We start from the raw sequence: 20,214 nt of genomic DNA, 5'->3' as shown, positions 1-20,214 counted from the left end.
GCCGGCCTCAGCGGCGCGCGAGTCCGGCAAGCTGCTGAAGCGTCTCGAGAACAAAGGGCCGCCGGTCGAGGTTGAACACCTCGATTTCACGCGCGGAGCGGGCGGTTTTTTCCCATACCTCGGCTAGGCGCGCAAGGCGCGGCTCCCGCACCGCGGCGCCGGCGCGGACGCGCTGGTGCAGCCAGTCGCCGACGAGCGTCACGAACAGCGCGAACCGCGCCTCCGCGCCGCGCTTCGCCAGATCCTCGGCGAGCGCATGGGCCGCCTTCACGTCGACCTGCGGCAGCTTGTCGAACAGCGCCGCCACGGCCGTGTGGAGCGAGGCGCCGTCGCTCGCGAGCAGCGACAGCGCGCGCGCCACGCTGCCCTCGCCGAGCTCGGCCGCGCGGCGCAGCGCGTCGGCGTCGTGCGGCTCGGCGATCTCCGGCAGGCCGCGGAGAACCGCGAGCGTCTCCTCTGCGGCGAGCGGCGCAAGCGCCAGCGTCCGGCACCGGGAGCGCACGGGCGCGGGCAGGGAGCGGGGCGCGGCCGACAGCAGCAGGAACACCGCGCGCGGCGGAGGCTCCTCCAGCACCTTGAGCAGCGCGTTCGCCGCGGCGCCGTTCATGTCGTCGGCGGTGTCGACGATCGCGACCCGCCAGCCGCCCTCGCCCGCCGTCGCGCCGAAGAACGTGGTCGCCCGCCGGACGTCGTCGACGCGGATGTCGCCGTAGAACGCCTTGCGGTCCGCGTTCCAGCCGCGCCGCAGCGCGAGCAGGTCCGGATGCGACATCCGGGCGACGCGGCGCGCCGCCGGCGCGTCCTGCGGCACGGAGAGGTTCGCCGCGCGCCGCACGGCGTCCGCCGCAGGGTCGGGATTGGCGAGAATGAAGCGGGCCAGCCGGTAGGCCAGCGTCGCCTTGCCGACGCCCTCGACGCCGGAGATCAGCCAGGCGTGGTGCATCCGGCCGGAGGCGAAGGACGCCAGGAGATCGGCCTCGGCCGCGCGGTTGCCCACGAAGGCGAAGGTCTCGCGCGGATGCGGACAGGAATCGCGCCGGTCGGACTCGGGCGCGCCTTCTGCGTCGCTCATCGCGCGGCCTCCTTCGTTTGCGTCGCGAGCTCCGGCCAGCGCCGCACGACGCCGTCCCAAATGCGCGCCGCGACCGCGTCGGCGTCGCCCAGCGCGTCGATCAGCAGGCAGCGCTCGGGCTCGTGGCGCGCGATCTCGATGAACGCCTCGCGCAGCCTCTGGTGAAAGCTCTCGTCCTCGCTCTCGAAACGATCCGCGGCCGCGTCCAGCCCCGCCCTGCGGCGCGCGCGTCCCAGTCCGACGGAGGCGGGCGCGTCGAGGATCAGGGTCAGATCGGGCATGACGTCGCGCGCGGCGAGGCGTTCGAGCCCGGCGATCAGGCGCTCAGGCGCCTGGCCGAGCACGCCCTGATAGCAGCGCGTCGAATCGATGAAGCGGTCGCACAGCACCCAGTCTCCGCGCTTCAGCGCCGGGCGGATCAGCCGGTCGACGTGATCGGCGCGCCCCGCCGCGATCAGCGCGGTCTCCGCTGAGGTTCCGTAGCGCTTGGCCTTGCCGGACAGCAGGAACGCCCGGAGCTGCTCGGCGCGGGGCGAACCGCCGGGCTCGCGGGTGACGGTGACGGCGACGCCCGCGGCCTGGAGCCGTTCGGCGAGCCGACGGAGCTGGGTCGACTTGCCGACGCCCTCCCCGCCTTCGAAGGTGATGAAGCGTCCGCCGGCGCCGGCCGGGGCGGAGATGGGGACGGCCGACATCAGATCCTGGCGATGACCTGATCGAACCAGTCGCCGACCAGCTCCAGCGCGCCGTCGACCGCGCGGCGGCCGAGGTCGCCTTCCGGCACCGCCTCGCCGGCGCGCAGCGGCGTCTCGACCGAGAGCATGTCGCCACGCCACACCCGCAGCACGCCGATCCGCGCGCCCTTCTCGACCGGGGCCGTGATCGGCCCGTCATAGACGACCCGCGCGACGATGCGGGCGTCGTCGTTCTTCGGCGTGAGCACGTCGACGGCCGCGTCGGCGATCAGCGGGACATAGCGCTGCGCTCCGCCGAACACGCGCGCCTCGGCGACCTGCTCCTCCGCCTCGAACAGGCGGCGGCGTTGGAACGCGTCGAAGCCCCAGTCCAGCAGCTTGCGCGCCTCCGCGGCGCGGGCCTTCGCGGTCTCGAGCCCGTTCAGCACCACGATCAGGCGCCGCCCGTCGCGCGTCACCGACCCGACCAGGCCGTAGCCCGAATCCGCCGTGAAGCCGGTCTTCAGGCCGTCGGCGCCGGGATACTCGGCGAGCAGCGGATTGCGGTTGCGCTGGGTGATCTTGTTCCAGGTGAACTCCGGCTCCGCGAACATCGCGTAGCGGTCGGGGTAGACGCGGATGATGTGCGCCGCGAGCCGGGCGATGTCGCGCGCGGTCATCGTCTGCGCCGGGTCCGGCTGGCCGGTGGCGTTGCGGAAGGTGGAGCGGGTGAGGCCGAGCGCCTTGGCGCGCTCGTTCATGCGCTCGGCGAAGGCGGTCTCCGATCCGGCGAGGCCGGTCGCGAGCGTGATCGCGGCGTCGCCGCCGGACTGCACGATCACGCCGCGGAGCAGGTCCGACACCGAGACCTGCGAGTTGAGCTTGGCGAACATGGCGGAGCTGCGGGAAGGAGCCCCTCCCCGCCGCCACGCGTCCTCGGTCACCTTGAACTGGTCGTCCGCCTTCAGCGCCCCGTCCGCGAGCGCCTTGAATACGATCTCGGTCGTCATCAGCGTCGCCATGCTGGCGGGCGGCGACGGCAGGTCGGCCTGCTTGGCGAACAGGGCGGCGTCGGCGGTGACGTCGTAGAGGAAGGCGATCGGCGCCTCGGTCCGCGTGTCCTTCGCGGCCGGGGACGCGGCGCGGGTCGGCGCGGCGAAGAGGCCGAGCCCAAGAAGCGCCGCCACGGCGACCGCGCCACGGGCGACCGAACGACCGCACAGCCAGACCACCGCCGCCTCCCGAAAACGCTACGGCGTCAGGATACGGCCGCGCGGGCGCGCGCACAACGGCGCGTAGGCCGCGCGCGCGAGCTTGGTTAGCGCAGGCTGTTGAAGGCGGCGGCGCCGTCCTGCGGCTTCGCGAAGGAATCGAAGCCCTCGAAGCTCGCCGCGATGCGCGCCGAGACCTCGGAGCCGCCGGCGCGGCGGCGTTCCGGCTCCACGGCGGCAGGCGCCGCCGGCTCCTCCTCCGCGCCGATCGCCGGCGCGACGGAGGCGAGCACGGGCTCGGCGGGCTGGACCACCCGCTTGGCGGGCGCGGGCGCAATGGCCGGCTTCAGCGCGATCTGCGGCGCAGGCGCCTTTCGCGCCGGAGCCTCGGCCGGAGCGGCTGTGACGCGCGCGGTCTGGACCAGCGGCGCGCCGAGCGCGGAGGGCTTCGCGGCCGGCTGCGCCGCGTAGGCGACCACCGGAGCCTGCGGCGGCTCCGGACGAACCGGCGTAGCCGCCGCTGCGGCGACCGGCGCGTTGGTCTGGGCCCGGACCGGCTGGGCCGCCGCGACGACGGTCGGCGCGGCCCCTGCCCCGTTGACGAGGTCGGCGTCCCGCACCGGCTTCAGCGACGCCATCTGCACGCCTTCCGGCGCCGTGGGACGGCCGAATTCCTGGTAGGTCGCGAGCAGCTTGAGGTCCTCGCTGCCGCTCGTCGACGCGGGGCCGACATAGTCGACCTTCACGTTGCCGACCCCGGACGACTTGAAGCCCAGCACGTCGGCGGCGCGGCTCGAGACGTCGATGATGCGGCCACGGTGGAACGGACCGCGATCGTTGACGCGCACGACCAGCGACCGGCCGTTGGAGACGTTGGTGACGCGGACGTAGGACGGCAGCGGCAGCGACGGGTGCGCCGCGGTCAGCGCGCGCATGTCGTAGGTCTCGCCGTTCGCGGTGCGGCGGCCGTGGAAGCGGGATCCGTACCAGGAGGCGAGGCCGACCGCGTTCGTCCGGCGGGAGCCGGACGCGGCGACCGCGCGGCCGCCGGCGGCGCGGACCTGGGCCGGCTGCGCGGACGCGGTCTTCACCGCGTCCTGCTGCGGCGCCTGGGCGACGGCGGCTGCAGGCGCGGCCGGCGCGCTCGTCGCGGCGGCGACCGGACGCCCGGTCTGCGCCGAGCAGCCTGCGACCAGGCCGCAGGCCAGCGCCGCGACCGACGCGGCGGCGACCCGCCCGAGGGCGAAGCGCGAAAACGAAACGTCGGATCGGGAAGGGAACGGGCGAAAGGCGCGGCGACGTTGGGTGCGTTCAGTCGTCGCCGCGTCGGTCATGCCGTCCAGTCCCTGCCAGGGGGGACGCCGAGCGCCGCGGCTTTTTCCGCAGACGTCGACCGCGCGCCGAAGCTGCGCCTTCCCCCTCGTATGCTGACCCTGTCACGACAGAGCCACAGTCAGGTTAGAGCAAGCGTCGAAAATAAGGCAAGAATGCGGCGCGGCGTTCCGCGCGCGCCGCCTCAAGGCTCGATTCGGGCGGTGCCCGTCAGGCCGTCGTCGCGCGCCCAGGTGATCTTTCCCGGGCCGGCGCTCGTGATGCTGAAGCAGAATTGCTTACCATTGTACCAACTCCGCCATTTCTGGCAGAGCTTCGCCCCGTCGACCCACCAACGCCCGCTGTCTGTCGGCTGCATGAAGCGCCCGAGCCCAACGGCTTCGCCCGAGCCGTCGACGACGCCGTTGGCGCGGTAGTTGAGCGGGAACTCGCCGCCGAGCGGCGTGGCGAGAAACACCCGTTTCCCCGAGATCGCCCCGAGAAGCGAATCGCCTTGCAGTTGCTCGGCGCGCGCGGCCCCGGCGAGGCCTGAAACCAGCGCTGCGGCGGTAAGGGCGACGGACATCGGACGCATGCCGGCCTCCTTCAAAGGTGAACGATGAAAAGCGTACGCGCCGAAGGCGGCGTCGGATGCGCGCAGTTGCGGCGCCGGCGCCGCTCCGCCATCATCCGCGCCGCGCGGGAAGGGTGGCCGAGTGGTTTAAGGCAGCGGTCTTGAAAACCGCCGTGGGGGCGACTCCACCGTGGGTTCGAATCCCACCCCTTCCGCCAGGCGACCTTGCAAGCGACGAGATCCGAAGGGCGCCGCTCGGCTGTCCGAGCTTGGTCAATTGGCGTGAAGCGCGTCGACCAGTCTGCCGACGCCCGCCGGCGACAGGTGATTTTGGTCCACGAACAGGCTGAAGATGGCGTAGCGGGTGCGACTCCGCGCCTCCTCCTCCTTGGCGAGGAGCCCGATGTCGACCCAGCGGAACCCAGCGGCCTTCACCGCCTGTTCCAGCTCACGCCGCTCCTCCGCGCGGTAGTGGTAGGACGCGCCGAAATGCCCGCTGAACCGAGTGAGTTCCGGGGCGACCATGTAGATGTAGGGCGAAAACACGACCGTCACCTTGCCGATCTTTTCGCGGGCGGCGAACTGGCGGAGCCGGTCGATCACCTCGTCCGGCCGGCCGTAGGGCCGCTTCGGCTGGAAGTCGTTCTCGCAATAGACATAGACCAGCTCGTCGATCTGATCACGGTAGCGCTGCGCGGCGTCCTCCAGCCGGCACAGAATCGCTTCGGCGTCGACGCCCGCGACGCCGAGATTGACGTATTGGCGGGCGCCGTCGCGCTTCTGGAGCTGCGACGAGATTGTCTCCGAATCGTCGACCATCGCCCCGAAGGCGACCGAATCGCCCGCGACCAGCACCTTGCGTGGCCGCTCGATCAGGGGATCCGTGACCCGCTCGCCCTGTGCGTTCGTGGACAGGCTGACGGGTCGCGTACCATAGCGTTCGAAGAAGGCGGCAAGCTGGGGATCAAGCGTCTTGCCGACGTCGTGGAAGATCGTCGGCGGATCGAACGGATTGAACGCGTTCGTGCGCAGGAAAAAGGCGGTCTTCCTGAGATTGGGCTTCACGGCCGGGCAGCCGTCGATTTTGGTGTTGATCGCCGCATCCCCGCTCATGGCGTCCCGGAACGGGGAGTTGCCGACGCCGACGGCGGACGCCTTCATGAGCTCGAGCCGGTCCGACAATTCCTCGGCCTGCGAAAAGAACGGCGCATAAGCGGCCTCCTTGCCCGCGGTCGGGCTCCGCGTCAGGCCGAGCATGGCGAGGGTCTGGTAGGTGACGCTCGGCGCAGGCTGGCCGCCTCTCAAAACCGCGTAGCCGCCTTCCAGCACAAGCAACGTGCCGCCCATCAAGAGGACGCAGGCGACGGCCGCAACAAGCACAGTCCTCAAGCTTTTCGTCCTCCGCAGCGTCCGTCATGCAGCCGCGTAGGCCTGCGCCGCCGCGATCGGCGGCGTCTTTCAAGGCCGGCGATCTTGCCATATAAGCTGGCGGCCCGTTGCCGTTCAACGAAGGGTTCATGACCGGCCACCACGAAAATCTGATCGCCGACGAGCACGTGCGGCCGCCCTCCGAGAAGTCGTTCGGCCTCACCTTCGCGGTGGTGTTCGCGCTTCTCGCGCTCTGGCTTTGGTGGCGCGGCCACCCGGTCGGGGCGGGCGTCGCAGGCGTTGCGTCGGCGTCATTCGTCGGCTGCGCCTATCTGGCGCCAGCCGCGCTGCGCCCGCTGAACCTCGTTTGGCTCAAGTTCGGCCTGCTGCTGCATAAGGTCGTCAACCCAATCATCATGGGGTTGCTGTTTTTCGTAGTGTTCACCCCGATGGGTTATGTCATGCGCCGGGCCGGCAAAGACTTTCTCGGCCTTAAGCGCAGTCCGGAGGCCACCAGCTATTGGGTCAGGCGCGACCCTACGCTGCCGCTCGGCTCAATGAAAAAGCAGTTCTGAGGATCACGATGTCCTTTGTCGCCGAACTCTGGGAATTTCTTCAGGTCCGAAAGAAGATGTGGATGCTGCCGATCATTGTGGTCGCGCTGATCTTCGGCGGACTGGTGGTCCTGACCAAGGGCTCGGCGGTCGCGCCCTTCATCTACACGCTGTTCTGATTCGCGCCGCCCGCCCGTGCGCATCCTCGGAATCTCCGCCTTCTATCACGACAGCGCCGCGGCTCTCGTCGTTGACGGGAAGATCGTCGCAGCCGCCCAGGAAGAGCGCTTCACGCGCAGAAAGCAGGACGCTCGGTTCCCGAAGAGCGCCATCGCCGCGTGCCTCGCGCAGGGCGGGATCACGCTTGCCGACTGCGACCGCGTTGTTTTCTACGAGAAGCCATTCCTGAAATTCGAACGGCTCATCGAGACCTATCTCGCCTTCGCGCCGCGCGGCTTCGGCTCGTTCCTCAAGGCGATGCCGCTGTGGCTGAAGGAAAAGCTGTTCCTCAAGAAGCTGCTGGTCGACGAACTCAAGGCGATCGCGCCCGACTGCGACTGGAACGAGCGTCTGCTGTTCTCGGAGCACCACTACAGCCACGCCGCGAGCGCGTTCTACCCCTCCCCGTTCGAAGAGGCGGCGATCCTGACCATGGACGGCGTCGGCGAATGGGCCGCGAGTTCGGCGGGAATCGGCCGCGGGGCCCAGATCACGCTCGACCGCGAAATCCAGTTCCCGCATTCGCTCGGGCTGCTCTATTCGGCGTTCACGTACTACACCGGCTTCAAGGTCAATTCCGGCGAGTACAAAGTGATGGGGCTCGCGCCCTATGGAACGCCGCGCTTCACGCCGACGATCCTCGAGCATCTGATCGACGTCAAGGACGACGGCAGCTTCAAGCTCGACCTCAGCTATTTCGACTATTGCACCGGCCTCAGGATGACGAACGACAGGTTCGCCCGCCTGTTCGGCCTGCCGGACCGCTCGGCCGACCAGTTGCTGACGCAGGATCATATGGACCTGGCGGCCTCGATCCAGGACGTCACCGAGATCGTGATGCGCCGCACCGCAAGCAGCCTCGCCAAGGAGTACGGGCTGAAGAAGCTCTGCCTCGCCGGCGGCGTCGCGCTCAACTGTGTCGCCAACGGCAAGATTCTGAAGGACGGAGACTTCGACGACATCTGGATCCAGCCGGCCGCCGGCGACGCCGGCGGCGCGCTGGGCGCGGCGCTCGCCGCCTGGCACATGGAGCTGGGACAGCCCCGGCATGTCGAGACCGCGCCGGACGCCATGCAGGGCGCCTATCTCGGCCCGAGCTATACTGACGCCGAGATCGAGGCGGCGCTGATCGCCGCGGGCGCGCGCTTCACCAAGCTATCGCCGGAAGAACTGATCGCGTCCACCGCAAAGGCGCTCGCGGACGGCAAGGCCGTCGGCTGGTTTCAGGGCCGAATGGAGTTCGGCCCGCGCGCGCTCGGCGCCCGCTCGATCCTCGGCGACCCGCGTTCCCCGTCCATGCAGAAGCTGCTGAACCTCAAGGTGAAGTACCGGGAGTCGTTCCGCCCGTTCGCGCCCTCGGTGCTCCGCGAGGCGGTGTCCGACTGGTTCGAGCTCGAGTGCGACAGCCCGTACATGCTGCTGGTCGCAGGCGTACGGCCCGAGCGCCGGCGGGCCATGACGGCGGACGAGGAAAACCTGTTCGGCATAGACAAGCTGAACGTCGTGCGCTCCGACATTCCGGCGGTGACCCATGTCGACTATTCGGCGCGGGTGCAGACGGTCCATCGCGAGACCAACCCGATCTATCACGCGCTGATCGAAGCCTTCGCCGCTCAGACCGGCTGCCCCATCGTCGTCAACACCAGTTTCAACGTCCGGGGAGAGCCGATCGTCTGCACGCCCGACGACGCCTTCCGGTGCTTCATGGGCACCGACATCGAGGCGCTGGCGGTCGGCCCGTTCTACCTCGAGAAGTCCGACCAGGATCCTGCGCTGGCGCTCAACTACAAGGACGCCTTCGAGCTCGACTGATAGCCGGCTGAATGGATTTTTGGGCATGATTGGCGGTCTCCCATTGGAGACGCGATCATCATCGTCGCGTTTTAGGCGTGCGAGACGTTCCCGCTCCTCAAGCGGACTCCGCCCGCCTGCAGCTCAACGGCCCGGCTCGAACCAGATCTTCTTCATCCGGCCGAAGGCCAAGCACCGGCCCGCTTTGTCGGCGGTGTAGGACAGGAACTGCACGCGGAACGGATAGGCGGTCATGAAGTCCGCCAGCGCGCGGTTCTCGTCGAGATGGAACTGGTCGAAGGCGACGTAGTACTCGTCGAAATGGTTCGCCAGCACGCCCAGCACGTAGAGCGTCGCGGAATACAGATCGGCGTCGAGGTGGACGAACAGCGGCGAGCCGGCGAGCTGCTGCTGACGCCGCGCGATGGCGCCGGGCAGCATGTTCTGGAACCACCCGATCTCGTAGGAGATGCGCGGATCGTCGATGTCGGGCGCCTTGCCGCGGGTCGAGAAGCTGCCGGTCTTGAGGTTCTCGGTCCAATCCTCGGGGAGCCCGATGAAGCTGTCGAACCCGACGAAACGGGTGTCCGGATTTTTGAAGTGCTCGGACCAGTAGCGCATGCTGCGCCCCTGCCGCACGCCGAACTCGAGGACGTTGATCTGCTGATCGGCGCCGATGGTGGTGACGATGTCACCCCAGAACTCGGCCCGGTCGACGCATTTCCGCGCCTTGTAGAGCCCGGCGAACCGGTTGCGCATGTTGTGGGCGCAAACGGCGTGCTCGATGGCGCGCAGATCGACGTTCAATGCGACAGCCATGCCCGTCCCCGCTGATGGTCCGATGACGGGGTCATTTGTCGCATGCGTCCCTAGGACGGGCAAGCCGCCCTCTCCTTCACGATCAACGAAAAGGGCCCCGCGGCTTGCGCCGCGGAGCCCTTCATCGTTCCGGCCTGAGCCGGCGACCGTTCGGTTCGGATCAGAAGCCGAGGTCGAACTTGTAGGCGACGCCGCCCATCACGCGGTGCTCGTCGCCGTCGACGCTGCGGCCGAGCAGACGGTCCTTGCCGAAGTCGCTGTAGCGGTACTCGGCGCGCACGGCGACGTTGTCGGCCGCCGCGTACTCGACGCCGCCGCCGACGGTCCAGCCGACCGCGGTCTTGCTGTCGCTGCCGATGCCGCGCACGCGGACTTCACGATCGGCGTAGGCCACGCCGGCCGCGCCGTAGGCCAGGAAGCGGTCGAAGGCGTAGCCGACGCGAGCGCGGGTCGCGCCGGTCCAGTCGCCCTGGAAGCGCACGCCGGCGCGCTTGTCGTCGACGTCCGAGTAGTTGAAGTCGGTCTCGATGCCGAACACGATCGGCGAGTTGTCGAGCTGGACGTTGTAGCCAGCGTAGCCGCCGACGATGAAGCCTTCCGGCTCGATGCGGCTGATGTTGGTGTCGCCGAACGCGTAGCCGGCCTGAACGCCGATGTACGGGCCGCTCCAGGTGAAGGACGGCACGGCGGGGGCGGAGACGGCCGGAGCCGGCTCGTAGGCCGGGAGGTCGGCGGCGAAGGCGCCGGTGGCGGAAAGGGCGACTGCGGCGACGGCGCCGAGCAGGATCTTGCGGGTCATGGGACTCAACCTGTCACGTTTACGACGCACGACCCGGGGGGAGCCGCGCGGTGACGCCTACTTGGCCCTGTTCGCCGGGCATGTCGACGCCGCAAAAACCATCCGTCAAAGGGTGAGGCTTTCGCGCAACGAATTCCGCATTGGCGCAGTTGGGATCAGGCGTTTTTGCACAGTTCCGCCCGAGCCTCGGCGTATTCCCGCCTCATCCTGAGCACGATTTCGGCGACGGCAGGCGAGTCCGAGATCGCGCCCAGCCCCTGCCCCGCGCCCCAGACGTCGCGCCACGCCTTCGCGTCGGACCGCACGTCCGCCTTGGCGAAGTCCATCGCCGACTTGTCGGCCGCGGGCAGCGCGTCCGGATCGAGCCCCGCCGCCGCGATCGAGGGTTTCAGATAGTTGCCGAGCACGCCGGTGAACAGCGAGGAGTAGACGATGTCGCTCGCCGCGCTTTCGATCAGCATGCGCTTGTAGTCGGGCGCGGCGTCAGCCTCGGCGCTCGCGATGAAGCGGGTGCCGACATAGGCGAGGTCGGCGCCGATCGCCTGCGCCGCGAACACCGCGCGCCCGGTGGCGATCGCGCCCGACAGCAGCAGCGGGCCGTCGTAGAAGGCGCGGATTTCCTGCACGAGCGCGAACGGGCTGAGCGCGCCGGCGTGGCCGCCGGCCCCGGCGCAGACGAGGATCAGCCCGTCGACGCCGGCCTCCAGCGCCTTCTTCGCGTGCCGCACCGAGATGACGTCGTGGAACACGACGCCGCCCCAGCCGTGCACCGCCGAGACGACCTCGTTCGGCGCCCGCAGCGATGTGATGACGATCGGCACGCGATGGCGGGCGCAGGTCGCCATGTCCTCGCGCAACCGCGCGTTCGAGGCGTGGACGATCTGGTTGACCGCGAACGGCGCGATCTGCGCCTCAGGATTTTCGGCGGCGTGGGCGGCGAGCTCGGCCGTGATCCGCGTCAGCCAGACGCCGAGCTCGGCCTGCGGCCGCGCGTTCAGCGCCGGAAACGAGCCGACCACGCCCGCCTTGCACTGGGCGATGACGAGATCCGGCCCCGACACGATGAACATCGGCGCGGCGACGACGGGAAGCGCGAGACGTCCCTGGAGCACGGGCGGCAACGGCATGATCGGCCTCTGGTCGGCTAGGTGTGCGATTGCACTCTAGCCGCGGCTGATCGGGCTTCGCCAGCCCGCGGGTCTCCGCTATTCGGCCGCGAGCGGCGCCGGCGGGGTTCCGCCGAGCTTCGCCGAACGCGCGGCGACGAGCTTCGCGAAATCCTCGCCCGCATGGTGCGAGGAGCGTGTCAGCGGGCTCGACGACACCATCAGGAAGCCCTTGGCGTAGGCGATGGTCTCGAAGGATGCGAACTCGTCCGGCGTCACGAAGCGGGCGATGGCGTGGTGGCGCTTGGTCGGCTGCAGGTACTGGCCGATGGTCAGGAAGTCGACGTCCGCGGTGCGCAGGTCGTCCATGAGCTGCAACACCTCGTTCCGCTGCTCGCCGAGCCCCACCATGATGCCCGACTTGGTGAACATCGAAGGGTCGAGCTCCTTCACCCGCTGCAGCAGGCGGATGGAGTGGAAGTAGCGGGCGCCGGGCCGGACGGTCAGGTAGAGCGACGGCACGCATTCGAGATTGTGGTTGAACACGTCGGGCCGCGCTTCGACGACGATCTCGAGCGCGCCGGGCTTGCGCAGGAAGTCCGGCGTCAGGATCTCGATCGTGGTCTCAGGGCTCATCCCGCGGATCGCGCGGATCACGTCGGCGAAATGCCGCGCGCCGCCGTCGGCGAGGTCGTCGCGGTCGACCGAGGTGATGACGACGTGGTTGAGGCCGAGCTTGGCGACGGCCTCGGCGACCCGCTGCGGCTCGCCGGCGTCGACCGCCTCGGGCAGACCGGTGCGCACGTTGCAGAAGGCGCAGGCGCGCGTGCAGGTGTCGCCGAGAATCATGAAGGTGGCGTGCTTCTTCGACCAGCACTCGCCGATGTTGGGGCAGCCCGCCTCCTCGCAGACGGTGACGAGCTTGTTGGAGCGCACGATCTCCTGCGTTTCGCGCCACACCGGCGAGCCGGGCGCGCGCACGCGGATCCAGTCCGGCTTGCGGAGCTGTTCCGTCTCCGGCCGCCGCGCCTTCTCGGGGTGGCGGGGACGGGTCGCGCCGTCCGTTCGGTCGAGCACCGTGACCATGGCGAGCTGTGGTCTTTCCGTTCCGGCCGCGGAGGAGCGCCGCGGCCTGCGCAATAAAAAGGAGAGCGGACCATGGGTCCGCTCTCCTGAACTTTAGGCGAAGACGTCTTCGCCGTCGATCCGCGCGTCCCGCCCTGCATGGCGGGGCAGCGTCGCGCGCAGGGCTAGGCGACCCTGCGGCCGCGGATGAGGCGCCACAGGAAGATCAGCAGGCACGCGCCCGCGACCGCCACAATGCATTGCCAGATCCAGCCGCCCGGCGGGATTACGCCGAGAGCCTTCAGGATTCCGTTCATGACCAGCGCCCCGACGATGCCGAGGATGATGTTCATGACCAGACCCATGTCCGATTTCATGATCTGCTCGGCGATCCACCCGGCGATCGCGCCAAGTATGATCGCCATAAACCAGCCGACGCCTTCCATGGACTGAACTCCCTTTGTGTCCCGACATGCACAAAACACCGAAGTCCGTCTGTGGTTCCGTCGACAGGGATTAAGTAGGCCCCTCAGATGTGGATGGCGCGGCCGTAGGCGTCGAGCACGCTCTCATGCATCATCTCGGAGAGCGTCGGATGCGGGAACACCGCATGCATCAGCTCCTCCTCGGTGGTCTCGAGGTTCATGGCCACCACGAAGCCTTGGATCAGCTCGGTCACCTCCGCGCCCACCATGTGCGCGCCGATCAACTCGCCGGTCTCGGCGTCGAAGATGGTCTTCACCAGCCCCTCCGGCTCGCCGAGCGCGATGGCCTTGCCGTTGCCGTTGAAGGGGAAGCGCCCGACCTTGACCTTGCGACCCTGCTCCTTCGCTTTCTTCTCGGTCAGGCCCACGGAGGCCACCTGCGGGTGGCAGTAGGTGCAGCCGGGGATCTTGGCCTTGTCCATGGGATGGGCGTCGAGCCCCTTGATGGCCTCGACGCAGATCACGCCCTCATGCTCGGCCTTATGCGCCAGCATGGGCGGGCCGGCGACGTCGCCGATGGCGTAGACGCCCTTCACATTGGTGCGGCCCAGCCCGTCGGTGACGACGCAGCCGCGCTCGGTCGTCACGCCGAGCGCCTCGAGCCCGAGATTCTCGATGTTGCCGACGACGCCCACCGCGGAGATCACGCGATCGACCTTGATGGATTCGGTCTTGCCGCCCTCGAGCTCAACGGTCGCGGTGACGTCGTTCGAACCCTTGTCGAGCTTGGTCACCTTGGCGCCGGTGATGATGCGGATGCCCTGCTTCTCGAAGCGCTTGCGGGCGTGGGCGGCGATCTCCTCGTCCTCGACGGGAAGGATCTGCGGCAGCACCTCCACGATGGTCACCTCGGCGCCCATGGTGCGGTAGAAGCTCGCGAACTCGACGCCGATCGCGCCGGAGCCGACGACCAGCAGCGACTTCGGGAAGGTTTCGGGGACCATGGCCTCGAAATAGGTCCAGACCAGCTTCTTGTCCGGCTCCAGGCCCGGCAGCACGCGCGGCCGCGCCCCGGTCGCCACGATGACGTGCTTGGCGTTATAGGTCCCCTCGCCTTTCGCGCCCTTGGGCGCGGGCGCGGGCGGACCCTGCACGGACTTCTTCGGCCCGACGACCTTGAGTTCGCCGGGCTTGGTCAGCGTGGCCTCGCCCCAGATCACGTCCACCTTGTTCTTCTTCAGCAGGAAGCCGACGCCGCCGTTGAGCTGGGCGGATACCCCGCGAGAGCGCTTCACCACCGCCGCCGGATCGAACGACACCTTCTCGGCGAACAGGCCGTAATCCTTGGCGTGCTGGAAGTAGTGGTAGATCTCGGCCGAGCGCAGCAGCGCCTTGGTCGGGATGCAGCCCCAGTTCAGGCAGATGCCGCCGAGGTGCTCGCGCTCCACCACCGCCGTCTTGAAGCCGAGCTGCGCGGCGCGGATCGCCGTGACGTAGCCGCCCGGCCCGCCGCCGATGACGATGATGTCGTAGGTGTCGGCCATGGGGTTTCCTCAGTGGTCAGACGTATTGAGCGACGCCGTCGCCGAACGACCAGTTTTCTTTCCTGACCTCGATCAGGTTGATGAAGACGTTTCGCGGCTCGACGCCGGGGTCCGCCTGAAGACGCTCGACCACGCTGCGATAGAACGCCTGTTTCAGCTCGACCGTGCGCCCGTCGCTGATCGCGATCTGAAGGATCACGAGGCCGTCGTCATGCGCGACGCCGAGATAGCTCGGCTCGAAGATGAAGCCGTCGGCCTCGTGTTCGTGGAACACGACGAACTTGTCGTCTTGCGGGACCGAGAACACCTCTCGCAGGGCGTCATAGACCCCGTCGGCGATCGCCCGCTTGGCGGCCGCGCTGCGGCCCTTCAGGAGGGAAATGCGAACCAGAGGCATGGCTAGACCAGAAGGCCCATCGGCTTCTCGATCAGCCGCTTGATGGCGGAGATCAGCGTGGCGCCAAGCGCTCCGTCGACCGAACGGTGGTCGCAGGAGAGCGTCAGGCTCATCACCGTCGCGATCTTGATCTCGCCGCCCTTCACCACCGCGCGCTTCTCGCCGCCGCCGACCGCGAGGATGGTCGAGTGCGGCGGGTTGATCACCGCGGTGAAGTCCTTGATCCCGAACATGCCGAGGTTCGAAACCGCCGTGGTGCCGCCCTGGTACTCCTCGGGCTTCAGCTTGCGGTCCTTGGCCCGCTGGGCGAAGTCCTTCATCTCCTTCGCGATCACCGACAGCGTCTTGGTCTCGACGGCGCGGATGATCGGGGTGATCAGGCCGTTGTTCGGCAGCGCCACCGCGACGCCGACGTCGGCGTGCTTGTGCTTCAGCATGACGCTCTCGGTCCAGCTCACGTTGGCGTCCGGCACCTGGGCCAGCGCGAGGCCGAGCGCCTTGATCACCATGTCGTTGACGGAGACCTTCCAGGCGGCCTTGCCATCCCTCTCCGGCGCGGAGGCGTTGATCTGCTCGCGAAGGCTAAGCAGAGCGTCGATCTCGCAGTCGACCGTGAGGTAGAAGGTCGGCACCGTCTGCCGCGCTTCCGTCATGCGGCGCGCGATCGTCTTGCGCATGCCGTCGTGCGGAATCTCCTCATAGGAGCCTTCCGCGAACAGCTTCCGGATGGCGTCGTCGGAGGCGGGTGCCGGCGCCTTGGCGGCGGGAGCCACAGGCTCGGGAGCCGTCGCAGGCGCGGCCTTGCCGTCTGCAGCCTTGGCGCCCCCGGAGGCTTTCGCCTCGTCGACGTCGGCCTTCACCACGCGGCCATGGGGCCCGGAGCCCGAGATCCCCTTCAGGTCGATCCCGGCCTCCTTGGCGAGCCGGCGCGCCAGCGGCGACGCGAACACCCGCTCGCCCTTGTCGTGGCCGTTCGCGGCGGGCTTCGGCGCATCCGCCTTGCTCTCCGACTTCGGAGCTTCGTCGTGCGCCGCCTCGCTAGGGCGTGGGGCCGGGTCGGACTTCGGCGCTTCCGATTTGGCCGGCTCCGGCGCGGCCTTCGCCTGCGGCTTGGGCGCGGCGTCGATGGCGCCGGCGTCCTCGCCCTCCTCCAGCAGGACGGCGATCAGCTCGTTGACCGGCACGTCGGAGGAGCCTTCCGGCACCACGATCTTGCCGATCACGCCCTCGTCGACGGCCTCCACCTCCATCGTGGCCTTGTCGGTCTCGATCTCGGCGATGACGTCGCCGGACTTGACCGCGTCGCCCTCCTTCACCAGCCACTTGGCGAGGTTGCCCTTCTCCATCGTCGGCGACAGCGCGGGCATTAGGATGTTGGTCGGCATGAGATCAGGCCTCTTCGAAAGGCTTCGTATCGGGAGCGGACGTGTCGAACGGGAAGAGCGCGTCGAGCGGAAAGCCGACGGCGTCGAAGGGCGCGACGCGGACCTCGTCGCCCTCTCCGATGGTGGCGAGCAGCAGCCATTGGTCCGCGACGCGCGCGAAGGCTTCAAGCAGCTTGGTCTGAGGATCCAGCAACCAGAGGTGGTCGACGCCGGCGCGGGCGTAAATCCGCCGCTTTGGGCCGCGATCGAGCTGCTCGGTTGACGGGGACAGGATTTCACAAGCCCAATCGGGCGCGATCTCCATGTAGGCGGTCTTCGGTTCGACCGTCAGCCGTTCACGACGCCAGCCGGCAAGGTCGGGAACCACGACGTTGGGTCCGAGATGGAGCTCGGGCTCCATGACGAAAATCCAGCCCCCGGGACCTCCATCGCCGAAATCGAACGGATCGCCGAGCTTCGCGCCCAGCCGCAACGCCGCAGCGCCATGTCTCGGCCTCGGCCGAGGATGCGTCTCCAGCCGTCCGTCGATGATCTCCGCCACCCGATGCGGCGGAACCGCTTCGAGATCGGCGTAGGTCGCCTTGGCGAGAGCTGGATCGGCTGTCACGGCGTCAGCGTCTCATAAACCTGTTCATCACGGTGCGGATCACGTGATTGATCGCGCGGCCCTGGGCCTCTCGCATCGAGGTCGGCGGCAAACGGCGGGGACCGTAGCCGGTGCGCCGAGCGCGGTTTCGCAGAAACTGGTTCGCGACCGTCTTCAGGATCCGTCCGAGCATGCGCCTGTCTCCTCAATCCCGGTAGCACACCGCCTTCGCCGCCTCGACGACCTCGGCGACGCTCGGCAGAGCGAGCTTCTCGAGGTTCGCGGCGTAGGGCATCGGCACGTCCTTGCCGGAGACGCGGATGACGGGCGCGTCGAGCCAGTCGAAGGCGCGCTCGGTGACGCGGGCCGAAATTTCGGCGCCCACGCCGGACTGGGCCCAGCCCTCCTCCACCGTCACGATGCGGCCGGTCTTCTTGACCGACTCGATGATGGTGTCGGTGTCCATGGGCCGGATGGTGCGCAGGTCGATCACCTCGGCCTCGATCCCGTCCTTGGCCAGCTCTTCCGCCGCCTTCAGCGCGTAGGTCATGCCGATCGACCAGGCGACGATGGTGACGTCCTTGCCCGGCCGGGCGATCTTGGCCTTGCCGATCGGAACGACGTAGTCGTCGAGCTTCGGCACCGGAAACTGCTGGCCGTAGAGGATCTCGTTCTCGAGAAAGATGACGGTGTTCTCGTCGCGGATCGCGGCCTTCAGCAGGCCCTTGGCGTCGGCGGCCGTGTAGGGCGCGATCACGGTGAGACCGGGCACGTTCGAGTACCAGGCGGCGTAGTCCTGGCTGTGCTGGGCGGCGACGCGGGCGGCCGCGCCGTTCGCGCCGCGGAACACGATCGAGCAACCCATCTGGCCGCCGGACATGTAGAGCGTCTTGGCGGCCGAGTTGATGATTTGGTCAATCGCCTGCATGGCGAAGTTGAACGTCATGAATTCGACGATGGGCTTCAGGCCCGCGAGCGCCGCGCCGACGCCGACGCCGGCGAATCCGTGCTCGGTGATCGGGGTGTCGATGACGCGCTCCTTGCCGAACTCGTCCAGCAGACCCTGGCTGACCTTGTAGGCGCCTTGGTACTCCGCCACTTCCTCGCCCATCAGGAACACGCGGTCGTCCCGGCGCATCTCCTCCTGCATGGCGTCGCGCAGAGCGTCGCGGACGGTGGTCATCACCATCTCAGTGCCTTCCGGCACGTCGGGCTCGGGCAGCGCCTCAGGCGCGGGCGGGTTCGCCGCCGCTGATTCGACCTTGGCCGGGCCGGACGCCGGCTTGCCGTCCGACTTCGCCTCGGTCTCGGCGGGCGTCTCGTCCTTGGGCGCGGGCTGAGCCTCGGCCTTCTCAGGCGCCGCGCCGCCCTTCTCCAGCGCGCTCTCGTCCTCGCCGTCCGCGAGGATCAGCGCGATCGGGGTGTTGACCTTCACGTCCTCGGAGCCGTCCTCGATGAGGATCTTGCCGAGCACGCCCTCGTCGACCGCCTCGACCTCCATGGTCGCCTTGTCGGTCTCGATTTCGGCGATGACATCGCCGGACTTCACGGCGTCGCCCTCTTTTTTCAACCACTTGGCGAGCTTGCCCGCCTCCATGGTCGGCGACAGCGCCGGCATGAGGACTTCGATCGGCATCGGGAGCGTCCCTCTTCCTTCAAGGCTTCTTGGCCGGCGGCGGAGCCTGCCGGCGGGTTCGCCGGTCAGCGCAGAATGTCGGTCCAGAGCTCGGACGGATCGGGCTCGGCGTCGTTGGTCGCGAACTCGGCGGCGGCGTTGACGATGTCGCGCACCTCCTTGTCGACCGCCTTGAGCTCATCCTCGCTCGCATGCCCGTCCTTGATGAGACGCGCACGCACCTGCTCGATCGGGTCGTGCGTCTCGCGCATCTTCTGGACTTCGTCCTTGGAGCGGTACTTCGCAGGATCCGACATCGAGTGGCCGCGATAGCGGTAGGTGACCATCTCGAGGATGTAGGGGCCCTCGCCGCCGCGGGCGTGGGCGATCGCCCGGTCGCCGGCGGCCTTCACCGCGCGCACGTCCATGCCGTCGACCTGCTCGCCCGGAATGTCGAAGCTCGCGCCGCGCTGGCTAAGGTTGGTGTTCGACGAGGCGCGCTCGACCGAGGTGCCCATGCCGTACTTGTTGTTCTCGATGACGTAGACGACCGGGAGCTTCCAGAGCTTCGCCATGTTGAAGCTCTCGTAGACCTGCCCCTGGTTCGAGGCGCCGTCGCCGAAATAGACCAGCGAGACCTTGCCGTTCTTCTTGTACTTGTTCGCAAAGGCGAGGCCGGTGCCGAGCGAGACCTGAGCGCCGACGATGCCGTGGCCGCCGTAGAACTGCTTCTCCACGCTGAACATGTGCATGGAGCCGCCCTTGCCCTTGGAGTAGCCGCCGCGGCGCCCCGTGAGCTCGGCCATCACGCCCTTCGGGTCCATCTCGCAGGCGAGCATGTGGCCGTGGTCGCGGTAGCCGGTGATGACCTGGTCGCCCGGCTCCACCGCCATCTGCATGCCGATGACGACGGCTTCCTGGCCGATGTAGAGGTGGCAGAAGCCGCCGATCAGGCCCATCCCGTAGAGCTGGCCGGCCTTTTCCTCGAAGCGGCGGATCAGCAGCATCTCGCGGTGGGCGTGAAGCTCCTGCTCCTTCGAGAAGGACAGCCCTCCGGAGGTCGCCGCCGAGGCCTTGTCCCGGCCGGCGGTCTTCGACGCGCGCTGCGGTTTCGGCGTTGCGGTCTTCGTGGCGCGGGCGGTCTCGCCCTTCGGCGCGGCTTTTGCGGCGGATGCGGCCATGACGTTCCCCAACCTGTCTCCCTAAGAGAGACTTAACGCGTCCTGCAGGCAAATCGAGAGCGATCGCCTTGGCCGCTTGGGGTACGTATGTGCCCGCCCTCTACTAAAGTAGCAAGAGGGATGATCGACTATTTTGATTGTGCGATAGCGAGGACGGATCAGTCAAAATGCTGCGTCCGCGAAGGACTTACCGGACCTGGATGACCCGGTCGTTGGGGTGCAGCAGGCCGAGGTCGGCGCGCGCCTGCTCGTCGAGCAGGTCGGGATCGAGCCTATCCGAGCTCAGCAGGTCGATCCTGTGTTCGAACCCCTCGCGCACAGCCTTGAGCTCGGCGAGCTTCGCGGAGAGCGTCGCGATCTCGGCCTCGAACTCCCGGCTCGCCACCAGCCCGTGCGCGCCGACATAGGCCTGCTGGCTGAAATAGAGGACCGAGCCCGCGGCGATGAGCCAGAGGGTGAGTTGAGCGGCGGCCGAGCGCCAGCGCGTGCGAATGATCATGCGGCGAGCATGTCCCGTT

The 20,214-nt window shown here is 68.4% G+C and carries 22 protein-coding genes and 1 tRNA gene; 4 read left to right on the top strand and 19 right to left on the bottom strand.

What is annotated here, in order from left to right:
* Positions 1–7 precede the first annotated feature (7 nt).
* From PKE78_RS13650 to PKE78_RS13630, 5 genes are all read right to left on the bottom strand, one after another.
* Positions 8–1,072, bottom strand: a complete 1,065-nt coding sequence (locus tag PKE78_RS13650; RefSeq protein ID WP_271201452.1) for a DNA polymerase III subunit delta' — start codon at positions 1,070–1,072, stop codon at positions 8–10.
* Positions 1,069–1,767, bottom strand: coding sequence for a dTMP kinase (gene tmk, locus PKE78_RS13645; RefSeq protein ID WP_271201451.1), 699 nt, complete (start codon positions 1,765–1,767; stop codon positions 1,069–1,071). Before tmk ends, PKE78_RS13650 begins: the two co-directional genes overlap by 4 nt.
* Positions 1,767–2,978 (bottom strand): D-alanyl-D-alanine carboxypeptidase family protein, encoded by a 1,212-nt coding sequence (locus PKE78_RS13640; protein ID WP_271201450.1) that lies wholly within the window; start codon positions 2,976–2,978, stop codon positions 1,767–1,769. Before PKE78_RS13640 ends, tmk begins: the two co-directional genes overlap by 1 nt.
* Positions 2,979–3,064: 86 nt before the next feature.
* Entirely contained in the window at positions 3,065–4,291 is a 1,227-nt protein-coding gene (locus tag PKE78_RS13635) for a septal ring lytic transglycosylase RlpA family protein (protein WP_271201449.1), read from the bottom strand.
* 182 nt (positions 4,292–4,473) lie between these two features.
* Positions 4,474–4,863: a hypothetical protein gene (locus PKE78_RS13630; RefSeq protein ID WP_271201448.1), complete on the bottom strand. Its 390-nt coding sequence runs from the start codon at positions 4,861–4,863 to the stop codon at positions 4,474–4,476.
* A 107-nt stretch (positions 4,864–4,970) separates the two neighbouring features.
* Here PKE78_RS13630 and PKE78_RS13625 point away from each other — a divergent pair.
* Positions 4,971–5,060: transfer RNA gene (locus tag PKE78_RS13625), tRNA-Ser, on the top strand.
* A gap of 55 nt (positions 5,061–5,115) precedes the next feature.
* Here PKE78_RS13625 and PKE78_RS13620 read toward each other — a convergent pair.
* Positions 5,116–6,231 carry an SGNH/GDSL hydrolase family protein gene (locus PKE78_RS13620; protein WP_271201447.1) on the bottom strand — a complete coding sequence of 372 codons (1,116 nt, stop codon included), beginning with the start codon at positions 6,229–6,231 and terminating at the stop codon, positions 5,116–5,118.
* 128 nt (positions 6,232–6,359) lie between these two features.
* Here PKE78_RS13620 and PKE78_RS13615 point away from each other — a divergent pair, with 128 nt between their 5' ends.
* Genes PKE78_RS13615 through PKE78_RS13605 form a run of 3 tightly spaced genes read left to right on the top strand, consistent with a single transcriptional unit; the run spans position 6,360 to position 8,795 of the window.
* Positions 6,360–6,785, top strand: a complete 426-nt coding sequence (locus PKE78_RS13615) for an SxtJ family membrane protein (RefSeq protein ID WP_271201446.1) — start codon at positions 6,360–6,362, stop codon at positions 6,783–6,785.
* A gap of 8 nt (positions 6,786–6,793) precedes the next feature.
* Positions 6,794–6,943, top strand: a complete 150-nt coding sequence (locus PKE78_RS13610) for a DUF5989 family protein (protein ID WP_271201445.1) — start codon at positions 6,794–6,796, stop codon at positions 6,941–6,943.
* A 16-nt stretch (positions 6,944–6,959) separates the two neighbouring features.
* Entirely contained in the window at positions 6,960–8,795 is a 1,836-nt protein-coding gene (locus tag PKE78_RS13605) for a carbamoyltransferase family protein (protein WP_271201444.1), read from the top strand.
* A gap of 123 nt (positions 8,796–8,918) precedes the next feature.
* Here the strand turns inward: PKE78_RS13605 and PKE78_RS13600 are convergent, their stop codons facing one another.
* From PKE78_RS13600 to PKE78_RS13540, 13 genes are all read right to left on the bottom strand, one after another.
* Entirely contained in the window at positions 8,919–9,593 is a 675-nt protein-coding gene (locus PKE78_RS13600) for a class I SAM-dependent methyltransferase (RefSeq protein ID WP_271201443.1), read from the bottom strand.
* Positions 9,594–9,753: 160 nt separating this feature from the next.
* Positions 9,754–10,392, bottom strand: a complete 639-nt coding sequence (locus tag PKE78_RS13595) for an outer membrane protein (protein WP_271201442.1) — start codon at positions 10,390–10,392, stop codon at positions 9,754–9,756.
* Positions 10,393–10,547: 155 nt separating this feature from the next.
* Entirely contained in the window at positions 10,548–11,519 is a 972-nt protein-coding gene (locus PKE78_RS13590) for an NAD(P)H-dependent flavin oxidoreductase (RefSeq protein ID WP_271201441.1), read from the bottom strand.
* Positions 11,520–11,597: 78 nt separating this feature from the next.
* Positions 11,598–12,584: a lipoyl synthase gene (gene lipA, locus PKE78_RS13585; protein ID WP_271201440.1), complete on the bottom strand. Its 987-nt coding sequence runs from the start codon at positions 12,582–12,584 to the stop codon at positions 11,598–11,600.
* 164 nt (positions 12,585–12,748) lie between these two features.
* The gene (locus PKE78_RS13580) at positions 12,749–13,009 is read right to left on the bottom strand and encodes a GlsB/YeaQ/YmgE family stress response membrane protein (protein ID WP_271201439.1); all 261 of its coding nucleotides are present in this window, start codon (positions 13,007–13,009) and stop codon (positions 12,749–12,751) included.
* Between the two features lie 83 nt (positions 13,010–13,092).
* Positions 13,093–14,532 carry a dihydrolipoyl dehydrogenase gene (gene lpdA, locus PKE78_RS13575; RefSeq protein WP_271201438.1) on the bottom strand — a complete coding sequence of 480 codons (1,440 nt, stop codon included), beginning with the start codon at positions 14,530–14,532 and terminating at the stop codon, positions 13,093–13,095.
* 16 nt (positions 14,533–14,548) lie between these two features.
* Positions 14,549–14,929 carry a tautomerase family protein gene (locus tag PKE78_RS13570; RefSeq protein ID WP_271201437.1) on the bottom strand — a complete coding sequence of 127 codons (381 nt, stop codon included), beginning with the start codon at positions 14,927–14,929 and terminating at the stop codon, positions 14,549–14,551.
* 2 nt (positions 14,930–14,931) lie between these two features.
* On the bottom strand, positions 14,932–16,314 hold the full coding sequence (locus tag PKE78_RS13565) for a pyruvate dehydrogenase complex dihydrolipoamide acetyltransferase (protein WP_271201436.1): 1,383 nt from the start codon (positions 16,312–16,314) through the stop codon (positions 14,932–14,934).
* Positions 16,315–16,318: 4 nt separating this feature from the next.
* Positions 16,319–16,921, bottom strand: coding sequence for a Uma2 family endonuclease (locus tag PKE78_RS13560; protein WP_271201435.1), 603 nt, complete (start codon positions 16,919–16,921; stop codon positions 16,319–16,321).
* 4 nt (positions 16,922–16,925) lie between these two features.
* Entirely contained in the window at positions 16,926–17,093 is a 168-nt protein-coding gene (locus PKE78_RS13555; RefSeq protein WP_271201434.1) for a hypothetical protein, read from the bottom strand.
* Between the two features lie 12 nt (positions 17,094–17,105).
* The gene (locus PKE78_RS13550) at positions 17,106–18,536 is read right to left on the bottom strand and encodes a pyruvate dehydrogenase complex E1 component subunit beta (RefSeq protein ID WP_271201433.1); all 1,431 of its coding nucleotides are present in this window, start codon (positions 18,534–18,536) and stop codon (positions 17,106–17,108) included.
* Positions 18,537–18,601: 65 nt separating this feature from the next.
* A complete protein-coding gene (gene pdhA / locus PKE78_RS13545; protein WP_271201432.1) occupies positions 18,602–19,696 on the bottom strand; it encodes a pyruvate dehydrogenase (acetyl-transferring) E1 component subunit alpha in 1,095 nt (364 codons plus the stop codon).
* A gap of 187 nt (positions 19,697–19,883) precedes the next feature.
* A complete protein-coding gene (locus PKE78_RS13540; RefSeq protein ID WP_271201431.1) occupies positions 19,884–20,195 on the bottom strand; it encodes an FtsB family cell division protein in 312 nt (103 codons plus the stop codon).
* Positions 20,196–20,214 lie beyond the last annotated feature (19 nt).

The organism is Methylopila turkensis, assembly GCF_027922325.1.
Classification (GTDB): domain Bacteria; phylum Pseudomonadota; class Alphaproteobacteria; order Rhizobiales; family Methylopilaceae; genus Methylopila; species Methylopila turkensis.
The sequence above is the reverse complement of the archived record's forward strand: the minus strand, read 5'-3'. Positions and strand labels throughout refer to the sequence as shown.